General features: G+C 70.3%; 14 protein-coding genes and 2 pseudogenes. 9 read left to right on the forward strand and 7 right to left on the reverse strand.

The genetic code is table 11. The annotated features are described in order from the left end of the window. Positions 1 to 102 precede the first annotated feature (102 nt). From ABD374_RS26070 to ABD374_RS26080, 3 genes are all read left to right on the forward strand, one after another. Positions 103 to 789, forward strand: coding sequence for a maleylpyruvate isomerase family mycothiol-dependent enzyme (locus tag ABD374_RS26070; RefSeq protein ID WP_344498054.1), 687 nt, complete (start codon positions 103 to 105; stop codon positions 787 to 789). A 9-nt stretch (positions 790 to 798) separates the two neighbouring features. After that, entirely contained in the window at positions 799 to 1,455 is a 657-nt protein-coding gene (locus ABD374_RS26075) for an MBL fold metallo-hydrolase (RefSeq protein ID WP_344498055.1), read from the forward strand. 125 nt (positions 1,456 to 1,580) lie between these two features. Next, positions 1,581 to 2,858 (forward strand): MFS transporter, encoded by a 1,278-nt coding sequence (locus tag ABD374_RS26080; RefSeq protein WP_344498056.1) that lies wholly within the window; start codon positions 1,581 to 1,583, stop codon positions 2,856 to 2,858. 89 nt (positions 2,859 to 2,947) lie between these two features. On the opposite strand, the gene ABD374_RS26085 is transcribed toward ABD374_RS26080, so the two are convergent. From ABD374_RS26085 to ABD374_RS26105, 5 genes are all read right to left on the reverse strand, one after another. Further along, positions 2,948 to 3,949, reverse strand: coding sequence for a TerC family protein (locus ABD374_RS26085; protein WP_344498057.1), 1,002 nt, complete (start codon positions 3,947 to 3,949; stop codon positions 2,948 to 2,950). Between the two features lie 241 nt (positions 3,950 to 4,190). Then, positions 4,191 to 6,161: a TerD family protein gene (locus ABD374_RS26090; RefSeq protein WP_344498058.1), complete on the reverse strand. Its 1,971-nt coding sequence runs from the start codon at positions 6,159 to 6,161 to the stop codon at positions 4,191 to 4,193. Positions 6,162 to 6,280: 119 nt separating this feature from the next. Next, positions 6,281 to 6,859, reverse strand: a complete 579-nt coding sequence (locus ABD374_RS26095) for a TerD family protein (RefSeq protein WP_344498059.1) — start codon at positions 6,857 to 6,859, stop codon at positions 6,281 to 6,283. Between the two features lie 133 nt (positions 6,860 to 6,992). Beyond that, entirely contained in the window at positions 6,993 to 9,125 is a 2,133-nt protein-coding gene (uvrB, locus tag ABD374_RS26100; protein ID WP_344498060.1) for an excinuclease ABC subunit UvrB, read from the reverse strand. Positions 9,126 to 9,175: 50 nt separating this feature from the next. Further along, positions 9,176 to 9,979 carry an MHYT domain-containing protein gene (locus tag ABD374_RS26105; protein WP_344498061.1) on the reverse strand — a complete coding sequence of 268 codons (804 nt, stop codon included), beginning with the start codon at positions 9,977 to 9,979 and terminating at the stop codon, positions 9,176 to 9,178. 252 nt (positions 9,980 to 10,231) lie between these two features. Between ABD374_RS26105 and ABD374_RS26110 the strand changes: the two genes are divergently transcribed. From ABD374_RS26110 to ABD374_RS26125, 4 genes are all read left to right on the forward strand, one after another. Beyond that, complete coding sequence (locus ABD374_RS26110; protein ID WP_344498062.1) at positions 10,232 to 11,113, forward strand: glycerophosphodiester phosphodiesterase; 882 nt, start codon at positions 10,232 to 10,234, stop codon at positions 11,111 to 11,113. Positions 11,114 to 11,161: 48 nt separating this feature from the next. Beyond that, a complete protein-coding gene (locus tag ABD374_RS26115; RefSeq protein WP_344498063.1) occupies positions 11,162 to 11,716 on the forward strand; it encodes a methylated-DNA--[protein]-cysteine S-methyltransferase in 555 nt (184 codons plus the stop codon). A 66-nt stretch (positions 11,717 to 11,782) separates the two neighbouring features. After that, on the forward strand, positions 11,783 to 12,415 hold the full coding sequence (locus ABD374_RS26120; RefSeq protein WP_344498064.1) for a hypothetical protein: 633 nt from the start codon (positions 11,783 to 11,785) through the stop codon (positions 12,413 to 12,415). A 56-nt stretch (positions 12,416 to 12,471) separates the two neighbouring features. Continuing rightward, entirely contained in the window at positions 12,472 to 13,797 is a 1,326-nt protein-coding gene (locus ABD374_RS26125) for an MFS transporter (protein ID WP_344498426.1), read from the forward strand. Here the strand turns inward: ABD374_RS26125 and ABD374_RS26130 are convergent. After that, complete coding sequence (locus tag ABD374_RS26130; RefSeq protein ID WP_344498065.1) at positions 13,794 to 14,156, reverse strand: cupin domain-containing protein; 363 nt, start codon at positions 14,154 to 14,156, stop codon at positions 13,794 to 13,796. The genes ABD374_RS26125 and ABD374_RS26130 overlap by 4 nt on opposite strands. Before the next feature lie 251 nt (positions 14,157 to 14,407). Between ABD374_RS26130 and ABD374_RS26135 the strand changes: the two are divergent. After that, positions 14,408 to 14,560, forward strand: a pseudogene (locus ABD374_RS26135) (WGR domain-containing protein); the annotation flags it as partial. Between the two features lie 28 nt (positions 14,561 to 14,588). Next, a pseudogene (locus tag ABD374_RS26140) lies at positions 14,589 to 15,255 on the forward strand (WGR domain-containing protein); the annotation flags it as partial. Between the two features lie 52 nt (positions 15,256 to 15,307). Here the strand turns inward: ABD374_RS26140 and ABD374_RS26145 are convergent. Next, positions 15,308 to 15,733, reverse strand: coding sequence for a VOC family protein (locus tag ABD374_RS26145; protein WP_344498066.1), 426 nt, complete (start codon positions 15,731 to 15,733; stop codon positions 15,308 to 15,310). Positions 15,734 to 15,782 lie beyond the last annotated feature (49 nt).

The raw sequence follows: 15,782 nt of genomic DNA on the forward strand, positions 1-15,782 counted from the left end.
AGGATTCCTGATGCCTCCGACGAGCCTATAGCACGTGCATTCGATTTACGGCCTCACCCGAACAGCTTCACCCGATCGTGTGGCCGGACTATCGTCGGAGCCATGAACGATCACGTGCGCGACCTGGTCTCTGTACGCGAAGCGACCGACCGGCTCCTCGCCGCGACCGGCAAGCTGGACAACGCCGCTGTGACGCAACCGTCACGGCTGCCCGGCTGGACCCGCGGTCACGTGCTGGCCCATGTCGCCCGCAACGCGGACGCCCTCGTGAACGTTCTCGAGGGCCGGCCCATGTACGCCGACGCCCAGGTCCGCGACGCCGACATCGAGCAGGGCGCCCCGCGTCCGCTCGCCGCACAGCTGGAGGACGTGCGCGACAGCGCGGCGCGTTTCCAGGAGGCGGCCGCCGCTCCTGCCGACTGGTCCCGCACGGTCGCCCTGCGCAACGGCGTCACGGACGCGGCCTCCCGCATCCCCTTCCGCCGTCTCGTCGAGGTCGAGCTGCACCATGTCGACCTGGGGGTCGGCTACGAACTGGAGGACCTGCCGGAAGACTTCACGGAACGCGAGATCGCGTTCCTCGCGGAACGCTTCTCCGGGCACCCCGACGTGCCCGCGATCGCGTTGAACAGCACCGACGGACGGCAGTGGCGTACGGGAAGCACGGAAGGCGGTCCCGTGACCGTCACCGGCACCGCCCCCGGTCTGCTGGGCTGGCTCGCGGGCCGCCGCGACGGGGCCGCGCTCGACGCCGCCGGGGCCCCGCTGCCGGCACTGCCCCCGCTATAGGCTGACTCCATGACGTACAGCGGAGCGGTCAGGGTCGGCGGTCCTGCGGATGTGCACGAGCTCAAGGACCTGATGATCTCCAAGGTCGCGGTCGGGGCCATGCACAACAACGCGTATCTGCTGCGCTGCCGGGAGACCGACGAGCAGCTGCTGATCGACGCGGCCGCCGAACCGCACACCCTCCTCCGGCTGATCGGTGACGACGGCATCACGTCCGTCGTCACCACCCACCGGCACGGCGACCACTGGCAGGCCCTTGCCGAGGTCGTCGAGGCGACGGGGGCGCGTACGTACGCGGGCCGGTACGACGCGGAAGGCATCCCCGTCCCGACCGATGTCCTGCTCGACGACGGCGACACCCTCCAGGTCGGACACGTGAGGCTCACCGCCCGTCATCTGGCCGGGCACACCCCCGGCTCCGTCGCCCTGGTCTACGACGACCCGCACGGACACCCGCACGTCTTCACCGGGGACTGCCTGTTCCCCGGCGGTGTGGGCAACACGTGGAAGGACCCGGCGGCCTTCGCGAGCCTGATCCGGGACGTCGAGGAGAAGCTGTTCGGCCGGCTTCCGGACGAGACCTGGGTCTACCCCGGCCACGGCAACGACACCACGCTCGGCAACGAGCGCCCGCACCTGCCCGAGTGGCGCGAACGCGGCTGGTAGAGCGCGCACCGGCTCGTGAAGTGCCTCACGAACCGGTGGGACTGCTTCCGTTGCTTCCACGCGCCCCGTAACCGCAGTTCGCGGCGGGCAGTTGTGGCCGCATGCACCAAGAACGACCTCCCTCCATGGCCCGCCTCGCCACCGCGTCGCTCGCCGGAACAGCCATCGAGTTCTACGACTTCTTTGTCTACGGAACGGCCGCCGCGCTCGTTCTCGGGCCGCTCTTCTTCCCGACCTTTTCACCGCTCGCGGGAACGCTCGCAGCGTTCGGCACCTTCGCCGTCGGTTTCATTTCACGACCGCTCGGGTCTGTCGTCTTCGGGCACATCGGCGACCGTTACGGACGCCGTCCTGTCCTTTTCGCCTCACTGTTGCTCACGGGAATCGCGACCGTCGCCGTCGGTTGCGTACCGACGTACGGGTCGATCGGAGTCGCGGCGCCCGTACTCCTTCTGGTGCTGCGCTTTCTGCAGGGTCTGGGACTCGGCGGCGAGTGGGGCGGCGCGGTGCTGCTGACCGCCGAGCACGCCCCCGCGAACCGCCGCGGACTGTGGGCGAGTTTCCCCCAGATCGGCCCCTCCGTCGGTTTCCTCCTGGCCAACGGCGTGATGCTGGCCCTCTCGGCCTCACTGACCGACGCGCAGTTCGCGGCGTGGGGATGGCGCGTGCCGTTCTGGGCGGCCGGCCTGCTGGCCGCGGCCGGACTCCTGCTGCGTACGTCCGTACCGGAGACCCCGCAGTTCAAGCAGCTCGCCGAGACGGGGCAGCGCGCGAGTGCCCCGCTCACCGAGGTCGTACGCGGCCACTGGCGGCTCGTTCTGCTCACGGCGGGCGCGCTTGCCGTCGGATACGCGTTGTTCTACGCCGTGTCGACCTGGTCCCTCTCGTACGCCACGGAGCACCTCGGCGTCAGCCGTACGGTGATGCTCACCTGCATCATGGCGGCCGTGGCGGTCAAGGGCGCGGCCACTCCGTTCGCCGCGATGCTCGGCGACCACTACGGCCGCAAACCACTGTGCCTGGCGGGCTGCACGGCGGCAGCGCTGTGGATGTTCCCGATGGTGGCGCTGCTGCACACCGCCGAGCCGCTGCTGATGTTCCTCGGCTTCCTGGGGGCGATGCTGGCCTTCATCACCATGTTCGCGGTGGTCGCCGCCTATCTGCCGGAGCTGTACGAGCCGAGGGTGCGCTGCACGGGCGCGGCTGTCGGCTACAACCTGGCAGGGGTCCTCGGCGGCGCTCTGACCCCGCTCGTCGCGACGGCGATGGCACACGGCGAAGGGCCTCCGTGGGGCGTCGCCGCGTATCTCACCGCCCTCGCACTGCTGAGCCTGGCGTGCTTCGCGCTGTTGCCGGAGACCAGGCCCGTGCCCGCTCCGGTGGTGGAGGCCGCCCCGGCCTGATCCCCCGCGCCCCCTGCACACAGCGGCCGGTGCGGGCGGATCGCTCCGCCCGCACCGGCCGGTGCGGGAAACCCGGGTGTCGCGAGCGGTCAGGACTCGACGCTCTCCTTGTCGGCCGCCTCGGCCGTCCCGGCCTCCGCGGCGCGCTGTTCCGTCTTCTTGTTGGCGATGAGGCTGGTGATCGTGGTGATGATCAGCACGCCGCAGATGACCGTCAGCGAGAAGGGGATGGAGATCTCGGGAACGTGCACCCCGGACTCGTGCAGGGCGTGCAGCACGAGCTTGACGCCGATGAAGCCCAGGATGACCGACAGGCCGTAGCTCAGGTGGACCAGCTTCTTGAGCAGTCCGCCGATGAGGAAGTACAGCTGCCGCAGACCCATGAGAGCGAAGGCGTTGGCGGTGAAGACGATGTACGGGTCCTGGGTGAGGCCGAAGATCGCCGGGATCGAGTCCAGCGCGAACAGCACATCGGTGGTACCGATGGCGAGCATGACGACCATCAGGGGCGTCAGAACGCGCTTGCCGTTGTTCCGGATGAAGAGCTTGGTGCCGTGGTACCTGTCGGCGACACCGAAGCGGTTCTCGATCGACTTGAGGAGACGGTTCTCCTCGAAAGCCTCTTCCTCCTCGTCCGCGCGCGCCTCCTGGATGAGCTTCCAGGCGGTGTAGATCAGGAACGCGCCGAAGATGTAGAAGACCCACGAGAAGTTGGCGATGACCGCGGCACCGGCGGCGATGAAAATCGCACGCAGCACCAGGGCTATCAGCACACCGATGAGCAGCACGCGCTGCTGGAGCTGGGACGGCACCGAGAACTTCGCCATGATCAGGACGAAGACAAAGAGGTTGTCCACGCTGAGCGACTTCTCGGTGATGAAGCCGGCGAAGAACTCTCCGGACGCCTGCGCGGTGCCGAATATCAGCAGCCCCAGGCCGAAGAGCACGGCCAGGACGATCCAGACGACCGTCCAGGTTCCGGCTTCCTTGATCGATACGTCATGGGGCTTGCGCCCGATGAGGAAGTCGACGGCGATCAGGGCGACCAGACCAAGAATGGTCAGTGCCCAAAGGGTCATAGAAACGTCCACTGCGCCTCCGGCAGGTAGCTACGGCAACTCATTCAGCGTCGTCGCTGCCGGAGGTCTCTTCCACCCGGGCGCTTCCCGCGCCCCGGGCCGACGCCCCGGGACCGATGGCGGTCCGTATTGACGAGTACGTCGCAGCCGGGAGTACTCCCCTCCGCTCCTGGAAGGGTACAGGAAAACCCAAGAGAAGGTAAAGGGATGACTAAGGGGAACTCAAAAGCGCTGGTCAGTGGGGAGTTTGCAGTTATCGCCTCGCCGCCGCCACCTGTGCCAGCACCTGCCGTACCACCTGGCTGCCCACTGGCGGCAGCAGCGGTTCGTACGTCCAGGTGTGACCGACCCACGGGTCGATCAGGTGGTCGTCGGGCACCGGTGTGACACGCAGCAGCGCCCGCCACAGCGGGTCGAGCACCGGGCCGTACGCGCTCGCGTCCTCGCGGTCGGCAACCATCATCAGATGCACGCCGACCGACGGCCCCTCGTCGGCCAGATAGCGGAGTTGGGTCACGGCTCGGTCGTCGAAGCCGTGCGGGAAGTCATTGACGATCAGGAGCTGCTCGGCCGTGTCCAGGCCGGGCGGGAGTGAGTCCGCCGCCCCGCCCCGGATCGCCATCTGGACCAGGTCCACGCGCTGCGTGAGCTCGGCCAGCACCGCCGCCACGCCCTGGGCACCGGCCGCGGGCGGCGCGTCGAGCACCCCCGATTCGGTCAGCGGGGCGAGCGCGGGGGCGCCCGTGCCCGCCGGGTCGATGACATGGACCGTGAAGCCATCCGCGGGATACACCGCCAGCAGGCGTGCCGCGTGCGCGACAGCCGACTCCATGGCCGCCCTGCGCAGCTGGTCGGACTCCAGCATCAGCGCGGCCCCGGAACCGGAGCGGCCGCTGTCGATCCACAGGCCGCGCTCCAGCGGCAGGCGCAGCAGCATGGGAATGCGCAGGTCCGGGCGTTCGGGCAGGTGCAGGTCGCCGACGCGCAGCGCCATCGGGATCTCCATGGGGACCCGGTAGCCGTGCCAGACCGGGTTGTCCCAGGAGGCGAAGGCGGGGGGCAGGGCGGGTTCGACGACGTCGGACTCGGCGGCGAGCTGGGACAGGTCGCGCTCCAGTGCGTCGCGGGCCCGGCCGACGAGTTCGTCGTGCTTGGCGCGGGCCGTCGCGCGAGCGGTGTCACCGGCGGTGCCGATCCGGCTGCGCGGGTCGGAGAGGGCCTTGTCGAGCTCCTGCTCCATCCGGGACTCGGCGAAGTCCACCGCGCTGCGGTACGCCGCGGTGGTGCGGGCCAGGTCCTCGAACATGCCCCACACCTGGTTGTACAGCCGCTCGTCCATGGACCAGCCGGCCGCGTCGCCCGCGACGGGCTGCGGGTGCTGTCCCGGCGGGGCCGGCGGCGCGGTGGGCTGCGGGGGCGGGGGCGCGGTGTTCCGGCGGCGCGGATGCGCGTAGTCGATGGGGCTGCCGGGCGCTGTCTGCGGCGCACCGCTGTCCGGGCCGCTCGCCGCCGCGGGCGAGGGGGCGGGAGCGTGCGGCGGCGCGGGAACAGCTGTGGGCGGTGGCGGGGCGTCGGTCTGCGCGTCGTGTCCGCCGTTCGCCGTCCGGGACGGCGTACGGCGTGTCCGGTCACCGTCCTGGGAGCGGGGCGGGGGCGCCGCGACCGAGCGGGCCATACCGCTGCTGACCGCGTCCTGGATGGCGGCGGCGAGCTCGTGGGCCTGTGCGAGGCCCTGGTCGCCCAGCATCTCGGCGAGACCGCCCGCGTAGCCCTGTCCGACGGCGCGCACCTTCCAGATGCCCTGCCTGCGGTAGAGCTCCAGTACGACGACCGCCGACTCGCTGTCCAGCCCGGTCACGGTGTAACTGGCCACCTCGGAGCCGTCGAGCCCGGTGACGGAGACGAAGGGCGCCGCGAGGGCGCCGAAGCGGTCCGGACCGCCCGCGCCCGGGGAAAGGGCGAGCAGGATGGTCACCCGGTGCACGGTCTCGGGCAGTGCGCCGAGGTCCACGGCGAGCCGGTGGTCGGCCGCGGCCTGCCGGGACACTTCGAGCCCGGGGAGGTTCGGCGAGCCGGGGTGGGCGACCCACTCCGTACCGCGTACGGTGCCCTGCTCGTCGCCGAGGGTGGCACCGGCCACGACCGGCTTGCCGGCCGACACCCGGATCTCCAAACGGGCCTGGGGCAGGGGGTGGTTCTGCCCCCGGACCAGCTCGGCCGTCATCGCCTGTCTCCCCCGCGTCACATCGTCGGCGGCCACAGCGGTGGCCGGTGGTGGCAAGTGGTGCAGCTCCCGGCGGCACGGTGCCTCCGGGAGCTGCGTGTACTGCGGCAGAGGCCTGCTTACAGGTGCGGCAGGATCGACGGCATCAGGTCCTGGAAGGTGCGGCCGTTGGCGGGGTTGCCGATGGCCGTCATCTTCCAGCCGGCGCCGGCGCGGTGCACCTTGGCCATGATCTGGGCGGTGTACTGGCCGCCGCCGTCGAGCGTGTAACGGGCCATCTCCTGGCCGTTGGTCTCGTCGACGATGCGGCAGAACGCGTTCTGCACTTCCTGGAACGTCTGGCCGGTGAAGGAGTTCACCGTGAAGACGATCTGGTCGATGTGGACCGGCACACGCTGGAGGTCGACGAGGATCGCCTCGTCGTCCCCGCCCTGACCGGCGCCGCCGACCAGGTTGTCACCGGTGTGCTTCACCGAGCCGTCGTCGCTGACGAGGTGACGGAAGAAGACGACGTCGACCGGCTGCTTGTCCGCGAACAGGACCGCCGAGGCGTCGAGGTCGACCTCCCGGGTGCGCGAGCCGAACAGCCCGCGACGCGGCGCGGCCTGCCACCCGAGCCCCATGCGCACAGCGGTCAGGGTGCCCCCGTCGCTCTTCTGCAGGCTGATGGCCTGACCCTTGGTCATGTTGACCGTCACGCGCTGTCCCCTCTCCACAAACGCCACCGCCGCCCGTGTGTGCGGCTGTCCAGCACCCTACGCAGTCACGCCGAGGCCGACACAACCCGCGGGTACTTCGTGTCGGTCTTGCAACACACCAGGTGCCGTCCCGTCAGGCCTGCCCCGCCTCCCTCATCTGTCGCAGCTCCTTCTTCAGCTCGCCCACCTCGTCGCGCAGCCGCGCGGCCACCTCGAACTGCAGCTCGGCGGCGGCCGCCCGCATCCGTTCGGTCATCTCCTCGATGAGCGCGGCCAGTTCGGCTGCCGGGCGGTCGGTGAGCACTTCGCCCTTCTTGCCCGCCCTGCCGCCGGCCTTGGCCGCCTTGCCGCCGAGCGCCGGGACCGGAGCCTTGGCGCCCTTGCCGTCCTTCGCCTGCCGGAAACCGGAGCCGAGGAGCTCCTCGGTGTCGACCTGTTCGCGCGCGATCGTCGCGACGATGTCGTTGATCTTCTTGCGCAGCGGCTGCGGATCGATCCCGTGCTCCGTGTTGTACGCGATCTGCTTCTCCCGGCGCCGGTTGGTCTCGTCGATGGCCTTCTCCATCGCCGGGGTGATCCTGTCGGCGTACATGTGGACCTGGCCGGAGACGTTGCGCGCCGCGCGGCCGATGGTCTGGATCAGGGAGGTTCCGGAGCGCAGGAAGCCTTCCTTGTCGGCGTCGAGGATGGCCACCAGTGAGACCTCGGGCAGGTCGAGGCCCTCGCGGAGCAGGTTGATGCCGACCAGGACGTCGTACTCACCGGCGCGCAGCTCGCGCAGCAGCTCGACGCGGCGCAGGGTGTCGACATCGCTGTGCAGGTAGCGGACCTGGATGCCGAGTTCGAGGAAGTACTCGGTGAGGTCCTCGGCCATCTTCTTCGTGAGGGTCGTGACCAGGACGCGCTCGTCCTTGTCGGTGCGCTTCCTGATCTCGTGCACCAGGTCGTCGATCTGGCCCTCGGTTGGCTTGATGACCACCTCGGGGTCGATGAGACCGGTGGGACGGATGATCTGCTCCACGAAGCCGTCGGAGCGCGAGAGTTCGTACGCGCCGGGGGTGGCCGAGAGGTAGACCGCCTGGCCCACCCGCTGCTGGAACTCCTCCCACTTCAGGGGGCGGTTGTCCAGGGCGGACGGCAGCCGGAAGCCGTGGTCGACGAGGGTCCGCTTGCGGGACGCGTCGCCCTCGTACATCGCGCCGATCTGCGGCACGGTGACATGCGACTCGTCGATGACCAGCAGGAAGTCCTCGGGGAAGTAGTCGATGAGGGTGTGGGGCGCGGTGCCGGGCGCGCGGTCGTCCATGTGCATCGAGTAGTTCTCGATGCCGGAGCAGCTGCCGATCTGGCGCATCATCTCGAGGTCGTACGTGGTGCGCATGCGCAGACGCTGGGCCTCCAGCATCTTGCCCTGCTTCTCCATCTCGGCGAGCCGCTCCTCCAGCTCCTTCTCGATGCCCCTGACGGCCTTCTCCATGCGCTCGGGTCCGGCGACGTAGTGGCTGGCCGGGAAGACGTACAGCTGCCGGTCCTCGCTGATGATCTCGCCGGTGAGCGGGTGGAGGGTCGAGAGGGCCTCGATCTCGTCGCCGAACATCTCGATGCGGACGGCCAGTTCCTCGTAGACCGGGAAGATCTCGACGGTGTCGCCGCGGACCCGGAAGGTGCCGCGCGTGAAGGCCATGTCGTTGCGGGTGTACTGGATGTCGACGAAGCGGCGCAGCAGCTGGTCGCGGTCGATCTGCTCGCCGACCTTCAGGGGCACCATGCGGTCCACGTACTCCTGCGGCGTACCGAGGCCGTAGATGCAGGAGACGGAGGCGACCACGATGACGTCGCGGCGGGTGAGCAGCGAGTTCGTCGCGGAGTGGCGCAGCCGCTCGACCTCCTCGTTGATCGAGGAGTCCTTCTCGATGTAGGTGTCCGACTGCGGGACGTACGCCTCGGGCTGGTAGTAGTCGTAGTAGGAGACGAAGTACTCGACGGCGTTGTTCGGCAGGAGTTCGCGGAACTCATTGGCCAACTGGGCGGCGAGGGTCTTGTTCGGCGCCATGACGAGCGTGGGGCGCTGAAGCTTCTCGATCATCCAGGCGGTGGTCGCCGACTTGCCGGTGCCGGTCGCGCCGAGCAGGACGACATCCTTCTCACCTGCGCGGATGCGCCGCTCCAGCTCGGCGATGGCCGCCGGCTGGTCGCCGCTGGGCTGGTAGGAACTGACGACCTCGAAGGGCGCCACCGTACGTTCGATCTTGGAAACGGGCCGCATGCATCAACCGTACGGCCCGGCACCGACACTCACGCGGCGATCGGGCCGGGTCACCGGCGCCGCGAGGCCGCGTCCGGGACCGGGCGCAGGGCGTCCGCTCCGGCCGGACGCTGCCGGCCGGGGCGTGCCCTCAGCATCAGCGGATCGAACATCACGACCGCGCCCGCCAGGAACAGGAAGATCACCGGACCGATCAGCATGGGCGCGAGGAGCAGGAGGGACGCCTCGCCGCCGACGGCGCCCGAGGACTCGTGGAGATGGACGCTGAGCGCCGCCATGCCGGTGTAGTGCATGACGCTCACGGCGAGGCCCATGACGAGGCCGGCACCCAGGCCGGGCAGGAGCCCGCGGATCGAAACGGCGGCCCAGAGCGCGGCGGTCGCGGCCACCACCGCGATCACCACGGAGAGCCCGACGGTGAGGGTGTCGTACTCGAGCCGGCCGCGCAGACGCATTCCGGCCATGCCGAGGTAGTGCATGGAAGCGATCCCCAGGCCGGTGACGGCGCCGCCCGTGACCAGGCCCATCGGAGTGGCCCCCTGGTACCCGACGATGAAGACGCCGATGCCGACCATGACGACGGCGACACCGAGACTGGCGTACGTCAGGGAGGCGTCGTAGGTGATCGGGGTCTCCTGCACCGTGAAGCCCGTCATCGCGATGAAGTGCATGGTCCAGACGCCCGAGCCGATGGCGGTCGCACCGAGCGCGAGCCAGCCGGGCTTCCAGCCGCGCTCGTGCATGAGCGAGCGCGCGATGCAGCGCAGTCCGAGCGCGCCGCCGAGGCACGCCATGAGGTACGCCGCGACCGGGGTGACGAGGCCGTGGCTGAATCCGTCGACAGTGCCCTGCATGCCCTGTGTGCCCTTCGGCTGCGGTGGCTGGGGGGAGAGAGCCCTGCCGGTGGTACGGAGGCCCGGTCGGGCGAGAGTAGGCCGGGCCGGGTGGCCCGCACACCTTCTTTCAGCAATTCATGGAGGGCAAGACTGCGGTGCGACGCGACACGGGTGGTTTCGTTCATTTCGTGGCCATCCTTCGCCTGTCCATCGTTGGTCATTTGCTGTCACTCTCGGACTGTCTGTGATCACTCGATGTGAGGAGTCCTTGTGTACGCACGCACCGCCTCGGCCAGGGCCGCCGCACTCCTGGGCGCCGCCGCACTGCTGCTGTCCGGTACGGCCGCACAGACAGCCACTGCCGCCGGCCCCCACGACGAGCCCACCGTCATCGCCCACCGGGGCGCTTCCGCGTACGCGCCCGAGAACACGCTGGCGGCGGTCGACCTGGCCGACCGGATGGGCTTCGCGTGGGTCGAGAACGACGTCCACCGCACCAAGGACGGCGAACTGGTGGTCGTGCACGACGACAGCCTCGCCAGGACCACCAACGTGGAACAGGTGTTCCCCGGCCGGTCGCCCTGGAAGGTCAAGGACTTCACCGCGGCGGAGATCGCCGCGCTGGACGCGGGCAGCTGGTTCGGCCCGCAGTTCACGGGCGCGCGCGTGCCGACCCTGAAGCAGTACGTGAACCGGGTCGAGCACAACCGCCAGAAGCTGCTCCTGGAGATCAAGAAGCCCGAGATCTACCCGGGCATCGAGAAGGACACCCTGCGCGTACTGCGCGAGGAGGGCTGGCTGAACCGCCACCACGTCAAGCACAAGCTCGTCATCCAGAGCTTCGGAGCGGACAGCGTGGAGACGGTGCACGAGCAGCGGCCCGACGTCAGGACGGGCTTCCTCGGTACGCCCCCGGTCGCCGACCTGCCGAAGTACGCGGAGTTCACGGACCAGATCAACCCGACGCACACCTCGCTCACGGCCGACTACGTGGCAGCCGTGCACAAGCTGAAGGGCGCACACGGCAAGCGGCTCCAGGTCAACACCTGGACGGTGAACACGGCGGCGGCCGCGGCGCGGGTCGACGGCTTCGGCGTGGACGGGATCATCACCAACAACCCCGACATCGTCCGGGACGCCGTCGGCCGGTGAGGTCCGGAACCGGCCGGGCTGTCAGTGCCCGGCCGTACCGTGGTGCGCATGGACAGCGACGGGCAGTTCGTGGAATGGGCGGTCGTCGGCAGTGGCGACAGCGGCGTCGGGTCGCTGTTGCTCGCCGCCACCGGTGAGGGGCTGGTGTGCGTGGTCTTCCACGCCGGTCCCGAGGTGCGGGAGAAGACGCTCGGCCGGCTGCGGGCGCGGCTGGGCGCCGAGGTGGCGCAGGCACCGGCCTCCGCGCGGCTGGCCGAGCCCATACGGCAGCTCACGGCGTACTTCGCGGGTGACCTGCGCGACTTCACCCTGCCGCTGGACTGGTCGCTCACCTCCGGATTCAACCGGCAGGTGCTGCGCGAGCTGGCGACCGGTGTTCCGTACGGCACGGTCGTCGGCTACGGCGATCTGGCGGGGCGGGTCGGGCAGCCCGGTGCGGCGCAGGCGGTGGGCGCGGCGATGGGGTCGAATCCGCTGCCCGTGGTGGTGCCCTGCCACCGGGTGGTGGAGAGCGACGGCGGGCTCGGCGGGTTCGGCGGCGGCCTGGAGACCAAACGGGCGCTGCTGGCTCTCGAAGGAGTGCTGCCGCGACCACTGTTCTGAGCCGGGGCGGACTTCGCGGAGGTTTTCTCGGTTCCGTACGTTCGTAAGGGCTGGCACACTGCGGCGGTGACTGCCCTCCCTGCCGCGCACGAGCCAGGATCCGGTTCCTTCGCCGACCGTCTGCCGATCGGTGAGAGCCTGCCGGTCTCCGAGGATTCCTTTGTCACCGGGGACACCTCCCCGGTGAAGGGGGAGATGCGGGTCAAGCCCCTCCAGGCGCCCGTGCTGCCCGAGCCCCCGCGCGACGGCGAGGACGGGCCCGAGGACCGCGGGGTGTGCGGACGGCCGGTGGAGGACGTGCTGGGGGCGGACGAGCACGGGCGGGTGGACATGGCCCCGGGTTCCTCCGGACTGCTCGGACTGCCCGCGCTCGTGATGCTCCAGCCGCGCGGCCCCTACGACCTGTCGGACCTGCCTGCGGGCCGGGCCGCCGGTGTCGGTCCGATGCTCCAGCGGGTGGAGCGCGCGATCATGCCGCTGGGCGGCATCGCGCGCGTACACCTCAGCAAGGGCGGCGGCGGGGCCCGCTTGCGCTTCTGGCTGCCCGGCCGCCCGGCCGGGATGATGCGGCTGCGCAAAACCGCGCTCTCCCTCCGGGAGGGGCTGTTGCCCAAGGTGTCCGACGAGAAGCGGCGCAGCACGAACCGCCGTATCGCCGCAACGCTCGCGGCCGACGGGGGAAAGGCGTGCATACGGTGAGCACGGCCGACAAGACGACCGGCGGGACAGCCGGCACAACAGCCGCGCCAGCGGCCGTGCCCGGGCCCGAGGCACTGCGCGCACTCCAGCGGCGCACCTCGGCCGTACTCGTCGTGAGCCAGATCCTGGGCGGTCTCGGCGTGCCCATCGGCATCGCCCTCGCGCCCGTCCTGGCGGTCGAGGTCAGCGGCACGGAAGCCGTGTCGGGACTCGCTCCGACCGCCTCCGTCGTCGGCACGGCCCTGCTGTCGATCCCACTGGCCTCCTTGATGACCTCGCGCGGCCGGCGCCCGGGACTCGTCCTCGCCTATCTGATCGGCGCACTGGGCGCGGCGCTCGTGGTCGTCGCCGCCGTCATCGGGAGCTTTCCGCTGCTGCTGGTCGGCATGGCCGGATTCGGTGCCGCGTCCTCGGCCAACCTCCAGGCGCGTTTCGCCGCCGCCGACCTGGCGGAGCCGGACCGGCGTGCCCGCGCCATCTCGACGGTGGTCTGGGCCACGACGATCGGCGCGGTGCTCGGCCCCAACATCGCGGCCCCGGCGGGCCGGTCCTTCACCGGCACCTCCATACCCGAGACGGCGGGTCCGTTCCTGTGGGCTGCCGGAACCTTCCTCGTCACGGGACTGGTCGTCGCCGTACTGCTGCGCCCCGATCCGCTCCTCACCGCCAGGGCCCTGGCCCCGGAGGGGTCACAGTCCGCGCAGAGCCGTTCCCTGCGCGCCGGGATCGCGGCGGTGGCCGCGTCACCACGGGCCAGGCTCGCCCTGGTGACGGTGGCCGTCACGCACACCGTCATGGTCTCGATCATGGTGATGACCCCGGTCGACCTGGGCCACCACGGAGCCCGTCTGGAACTCGTCGGCCTTGTCATCAGTGGTCACATCGCCGGTATGTACGCGTTCTCCCCGGTCATGGGCTGGCTGTCCGACCGGGGCGGGCGCCTCGCGGTCATCGGCCTGGCGGCCGGACTGCTGTGCCTCGCCGCCCTGCTGGCCGGCACGGCGGGCCCCAGCCACGCCCAGACCGCCGCCGGTCTCTTCGTGCTCGGCCTCGGCTGGTCCGCGGGCCTGGTCTCGGGCTCCGCCCTGCTCACCGACTCGGTGCCGCAGCCCGCCCGCGCCGCGGCCCAGGGCCTGTCCGACCTGACCATGAACTCGGCGGCGGGTATCGGCGGCGCGGCCGCCGGCCTGATCGTCTCGCAGGCGGGCTACGGCTGGCTCAACGCGATCGGCGCCTGCCTGCTGCTGCCGATGGCCGTGCTCGCCCTGCTGGCGGCCCGCAGCCGCGCGGCCGCCGCCACCGGGACAGCCGACCCGGCCGACCCGATCGACTCCATCGATGGGAGCAGGGGAACCGACCGAACCGGCGGAACCGACCGCTAAAGGCTGATGTGGTAGGCCTTGCGCAGCGTCTCGTGCACGGTCCAGGTCGTACGGTCCCCCTCGCGCAGCACACACGCGTCCCCCGGCCCGATCTCCAGGGTGTCGCCGCCGTCCACCTCGACCGTCGCACGCCCGCTGACCACCACGAACAGTTCGTTGGCCTCGGTGTCGGTGACCACGCCGGGCGTGATCTGCCAGATGCCGCGCAGTTGCTTGCCGTCGGGCGACTCCCACAGCACCTTGCCCGTCACCACCGGCTCGCCGGAGACGATCTGGTCGGGGTCGAGCGGCTCGGGCTGGAGGTCGGCGTCCGGAATGTGTACGGAGAACGAGGCGGGGGATTGATCAATTGTCGTCATGGCGCGCCACCTTAGCGGGCGTCATTGCCGCTGAATTTGTCAGTACCGGTCAGCCGTCCGTACTGGCGGGAGGAAACCCGTACGTACGGTCCGGCTCGTTCCAGGTGTGGGCAGTCCGCCGTAGAAGTGATGTGCCGTGCGTCCATGCGCCGATGCCGGTTCCCCGCCGAGGGCCGACTGTCAGTGGTCGCCTCTACTTTGGGATCAGTGGAGACCGGCCACCACGGACGGTCCTCGGGGAGGGGTGTGCCATGTCCGCTGCTGCGGCGCGGGGAACGCGGGAGACGACGTATCTGGAGCTGTCCCAGGACGGCGGCGGCGCGCACAAGTTCTACGAGATCACCGTGGACGGGACGACCGTGGCCGTGCGGTACGGGCGGATCGGCGCGGACGGACAGCGGCAGACCTCGGCCTTCCCGTGGGGAGTTGTGACACACCGCCACCACGGGGAACGTCCTGTTCGGCTGGCAGGAGGACACCGCCGTGCACGCGGGCACAGGCCGGCACGTCGTCGAGCCGCTGTCCAAGGCGACCGGCCGGGTCGAGGCGACATACCGGTGCGACACGTCGGTGTAGTCCTGTGCCACCTCGCCCGGCGGCCGCTACGTCTTCGCGGGTGACTCGTCCTCGTCCGTGTACTGCTTCGACGCCGACGGCACCCGGCTGTGGAAGCTCGGCACGGGCAGCGGCTCGGCGCTGTCCGTGCAGTACCGCGACGAGAAGCTGTACATCGTCACCACCGACGGCTCACTGGCGTGCGTCGACGCGAGCGAGGCGGCGATCTCGGCGGCCCAGTCCGGTTCGGTGCCGGTCGCCCTCGACATCAAGCAGGCTGCGGCGCTGCCCGCTTATGTGCCGACGGCGACCGTTGCCACGGTCGGTTCCGTACCTTCGCCGGGGGCCGGAGTGGTCGACGAATGCGTCCGGGGGGGCGGGCGGCCGGCTGCGGGTCCACGTGGTGTCCGACGGTTGCGATCCCTCCTGGAACGTCCAGTTCCCGCGCTCCGTGTGCCAGGTCGGTGCCCGCCATGTCGTGGACGCGCTGCACACCTCGCAGGGCGGGCTCTACCGGGTGCGGGGCGAGATGAAGCGCCTGGTGCAGGCCACGCACCAGCCCTTGCTCGTCGCCCTTGCCCGTTGCCCGTCACTCGTCACTCGTCGTAATGGCGGGCCTCGATGATGTTCCCGTCGGGGTCGCGGAAGTAGAAGGAGCGGGGAGCGGCACCACGAGCGCCGAAGCTGTTGTGGGAGTACGGCGAGACGGCGACGCCGCTGTCCGCCAGCCGGCCGTGCAGGGCCTCGAACGCCTGCTTGTCCATGGCGAGGCAGACGTGGTTCACCGGGTGGCCTGCCGTGCCCCCGGCGCCGGGGATGGCGTCCATGGCCCCGGCCATGGTGATCGGGGCGAGGTCGAGCAGTGATTGCGCGGAGACGCGCACGGAGGGGAAGGGCACTTCGCCCTCCGCGAACTCGGCGCCTCGTACGCCTGTCAGGCCGACGGTCTTCTCGTAGAACTCCAGCGAGGCAAGGGGGTCGTTCACCCACAGCACGACGTGATCGAGATGCGTTTCTGTCATCCACACAGGCTGCGGCGTGATCGTCGGCGGACGCAAGGGACGCGCCGCG

This window comes from Streptomyces enissocaesilis (assembly GCF_039533765.1).
GTDB lineage: Bacteria > Actinomycetota > Actinomycetes > Streptomycetales > Streptomycetaceae > Streptomyces > Streptomyces enissocaesilis.